Genomic DNA, 4,428 nt, shown 5'->3' on the forward strand with positions numbered 1-4,428 from the left:
GTTACACTGTAGTAAATCATAAGAATAACAGCCAATATATATCCTATATAAATAAAAACACTTTGATTAAAAAGTGGATGCCCAACTATAGGAATCTCAGAAAGAACAGGAATAGCTACAGGTGCAAAGAAGCGCTTCACTGCTTCTGGTACAACTTGCCCAACTACAGATTGCCCCATAAAGTTTGCAAATCCTGTTCCAAAGATGGTAAGGGTGAGTCCTGTTACAATTTGATTCCCACGAAGGGATACAGTAAGGAGAGCATACACAAAAGCCCCTACACCCCCTGCTAACATAGCCGCCCCCAGTGCAAGATAAGGATTTTCTGTACGCAAGCTTGTTACAAATCCCATGACTGCGCCCATAATCATCATACCTTCTACACCTAAGTTAAGATGGCCTACCTTTTCATTCATCATACCACCAAGTGTTGCTAATAGAAGTGGCATGCCTGCTATAACTGCTGCTGTTAAGAAAGATTCTATCATTTATGCCACCTCCCCTTTATTTTCTAGTTTTGACTGAGCTATATCTTGCCCTGATACTGGATATTTATCCTTTTCAAAACGCACTTTATAATGAATAAAGAACTGACTTCCTAGTATACAAAATAGAATAATCCCTTGAATAACCTCTGCTGCTGCTTGTGGAATTTGATATACTGTCTGAATGTAACTTGCACCTTGGTTCAAGATGGCAAAGAGAATAGAAACGACTAACATCCATGGTGTTTTAAGATTTGAAAGCCATGCAATGATAATAGCGGTATTCCCAACCCCTGCAGTTAAATCCATAGTCAAAGTGTTATTCACTGCTGAAGCTTGAATCATCCCTGTTAGTCCACAGATTGCTCCACTTAGCATCATGGCAATGAGGATAACTTTCTTCACATTCATTCCTGCATAGCGTGCTGTATTCTCACTTTCACCTAAAACCTGAATCTCATACCCTGTTTTGGTGTAATAAATTAAATAATAAATAGCACCTACAAGGCTAAGAGCAATGATCCACCCAATATGCACACCGAATACCTTCGGTAAGATGGCATTGTCTGTAAAGTTGGCGATTTTAGGAAATCCCATAGCTGCAGGGTCTTTCCATGGGCCATATTGTAAAAAAACAATCCACTTTAAGGCAATATAGTTCATCATTAACGTTACAATTGTTTCATTGGTATTGAACTTAGCCTTAAGAAGTGCTGGAATAAGTGCCCACAAGCCACCGCCTAATGCACCTAAAAGCATCATGGTTGGCAACAACACTATACCTGGTAACTCCTTAAAGTAAAGTGCTGCAAAAGTAGCAAAGCAACCTCCCATTAAGATTTGACCCTCTGCTCCAATATTCCAAAACCTCATTCTAAAGGCAATACCTACTCCAATAGAAGTAATAACAAGAGGAATAGCTGTAATAATGGTTTGTCTCACTCTATGAGGTGTACCTATACAACCCTCAATCATAGAATAATAAACTTGAAACGGATTGTGTCCCATGACAGCAATCAATAAACTTGTAAGCACCATGGCAAGAACTAGAGCCATTACTGTGCACAAAATCTTTTTCTTTGAAGTTGGGTTGGCTTGTTTTAGGACTCTAACTTGCATGATGTGCCTCCTTAGCTTGATCTATATGTCCACTCATCATCATACCAATTTGGTCTTTTGTAGCTTCTTCTGCTTTTACAACACCTGTTACCTTTCCATTGCACATGACCATAATGCGGTCACACAGTTGAAGGAGCACATCTAAGTCTTCACCAATAAAGAGGACACCTACACCTTTTTCTTTTTCTTCATTGATTAGGTCATAAATCTGATGGGTTGCACCTACATCCAATCCCCTTACAGCATATGCCGTAATCAGCACTTCTGGACTCGCTTCAATCTCACGCCCTAGTAATACTTTTTGAATGTTTCCACCTGAAAGCATTTTGACTGGATGGAATATACTTGGTGTTTTAACACTTAATTTTTCAACAAGATCTGCCGCTTTGTCCTTCACTTTGTTTTTGCTTAGGAAGAAGCCCTTTTGTGTATGGTACTCTTTAAGTAGTAGGTTATCTACTATATCCATAGAACCTACAAGTCCCATACCTAGTCTGTCTTCTGGAATAAAACTCATGGCAATACCACGTTTAAAGATTTTGCGTGGGGCTTCTCCTGTGATATTTTCACCCTTATAGATTATTTCTCCACTTTGTAGCTTATATAGGCCAACAAGTACTTCGCATAATTCCTTTTGCCCACTTCCTGCTACTCCTGCTACTCCCAATATTTCGCCACTTCGGATAGCTAAAGATACATCATCTAATACTTTGACCCCTTCTTTGTTGATTGCACAAAGATGCTTCGCCTCATACATCACTTGTACATTTTGAGGGGTTGGCCTTGTAATACTTAAATCAGTAGCACATCCTACCATCAGTTCTGTCAGGTGCTCTGGACTTGTATCTCCAATTTGTACCGTTTCTATAGTAGTCCCTTTTCTTAGAACTGTTACACAGTCACATAGTGCCATAACCTCATGAAGCTTATGCGTAATAATAACGACTGCACAACCTTCTTTTTTCATACGTCTTACAATATCAAAAAGCACTTCAACTTCTTGGGGGGTAAGTACAGCAGTAGGCTCATCTAGTATTAAGATATCACAGCCTTTATAAATAACTTTTATAATTTCTAACATCTGCTTTTCACTTACAGACATATCACAGACTTTCTTGTTAAGGTCTAGTGTCAAATGATACTTTTTGCAAAGTGCTTGAATTTGATCAATTTCTTTATGCCCTGTAGTAAAATGACTCGCTTTTGTACCTGCAATAATATTTTCTCGGGCTGTAAAACTTTCTACTAATTTGAAATGTTGATGTACCATTCCAATACCATGGGCTATAGCCTGTTTAGGAGAGGTGAAGTGTACTTTTTCTCCACGCACAAAAATAGAACCGCCATCAGGAGTATAAATTCCTGATAGCATGTTCATAAGAGTACTTTTACCTGCGCCGTTTTCTCCTAAAAGAGCATGAATCTCGCCCTTGTGTAAAGTAAGGTCCACATTTTCATTTGCTACAACTAAACCAAATTGCTTGGTGATTTTCTCTAACTTTACTACTACTGATTCATTCATAAACAACGCTCCTATATTTATGTATTAGTTGATTTCACCTACTACATTATCTACAAACCAATCACATGCAAGTTGATCTTCATTGCTAAGCTCGCTACCAGCTGGTACACGTTCTGTACCTGTTTGGTCTACAATTGGACCTTGGAACGCATGAAGTGCGCCATCCAACATTTGTTGTTTTGCTGCATCTACAACCGCTGCTGCTTCTGCTGGTGCATTTTTTGTAAGTGGAGAAATGTCTACGATACCTGCATTGATACCTTCCCAGTAACTCTCTGATTTGAATGTTCCATCCATTACTGACTTCACTGCATTCACATAGTATGGACCCCAGTTCCAAACAACACTTGTAAGATTTGCATTTGGTGCAACTGCGCTCATATCTGCATGGTAACCGATTGACCACACACCTTTTTCTTCTGCTGCTTGTTGTGCACCTGCTGCATTTTGATGTTGACCAAGTACATCACAACCTTGGTCGATTAATGCTGTTCCTGCTTCTTTTTCTTTTGCTGGGTCATACCATGCATTTGTCCAAGATACTTTTACTTGTGCTTCTGGATTTACTGCTTTTACACCAAGTGCAAAGGCATTGATTCCACGGATAACTTCTGGAATAGGCATTGCTGCAACATAACCAATTTGGTTAGATTCTGTTTTAAGCCCTGCTACCATACCTGATAAGTATCTTGCATCTTCAATTTTACCAAAGTAGTTAGACATATTTTCTGCTGTTTTATACCCTGAACAGTGGAAGAATTTCACTTCTGGGAATTCTTTTGCTAATTTTTCAATGTAATCCATATATCCAAATGATGCTGCAAAGATGACATTACACCCTTGATCAATCATATCTCTTGCAACTTTTTCAACTTCTTGTGTTTCTGGCACAGACTCTTTGTAGAGTGTTTCAATACCAAGTTCTTCTTCAACTTGAAGGCGTCCTTCATTATGTGATTGTGACCATCCACCATCTGCTACAGGCCCCATAAAGATAAATCCTGCTTTGACATCTTGATTGGTTACTTCTGATGTAGCACCATTTTCTTCAACTGGTGTAGGTGCTGCTGTCCCTGATGCACAACCTGTAAATACACAAGCAAGTGCAATTGTCATCGCTAATACTTTTTTCAAGCCTTTTTTAAACATATTAAGTCCCCCTAATTTTGTCGAACATTTTTTACTTTTATAATTCGAATGTTCAATTTTATATTCGTATTATAATACTGTTTTAATTTATATTCAAGTTTATTTATTTAAAATAAATTCCTAAACTTTTTAGATTCAACAAGATGTTTTTAT

Annotated in this window: 4 protein-coding genes; all 4 read right to left on the minus strand. The window is 38.3% G+C overall.

Annotated elements, in window-relative coordinates; genetic code table 11:
* A partial coding sequence (locus RRY75_RS10175; protein WP_332716592.1) for an ABC transporter permease subunit occupies positions 1-488 on the minus strand: 488 nt, incomplete at its 3' end.
* Entirely contained in the window at positions 489-1,604 is a 1,116-nt protein-coding gene (locus tag RRY75_RS10180; protein ID WP_332494438.1) for an ABC transporter permease, read from the minus strand.
* The gene (locus RRY75_RS10185; RefSeq protein WP_332494440.1) at positions 1,594-3,126 is read right to left on the minus strand and encodes an ABC transporter ATP-binding protein; all 1,533 of its coding nucleotides are present in this window, start codon (positions 3,124-3,126) and stop codon (positions 1,594-1,596) included. The genes RRY75_RS10180 and RRY75_RS10185 overlap by 11 nt, the downstream gene beginning before the upstream one ends.
* 24 nt (positions 3,127-3,150) lie before the next feature.
* Positions 3,151-4,275: a BMP family ABC transporter substrate-binding protein gene (locus tag RRY75_RS10190; protein WP_332527560.1), complete on the minus strand. Its 1,125-nt coding sequence runs from the start codon at positions 4,273-4,275 to the stop codon at positions 3,151-3,153.
* Positions 4,276-4,428 lie beyond the last annotated feature (153 nt).

This window comes from Niameybacter sp. (genome assembly GCF_036655075.1).
GTDB lineage: Bacteria > Bacillota > Clostridia > Lachnospirales > Cellulosilyticaceae > Holtiella.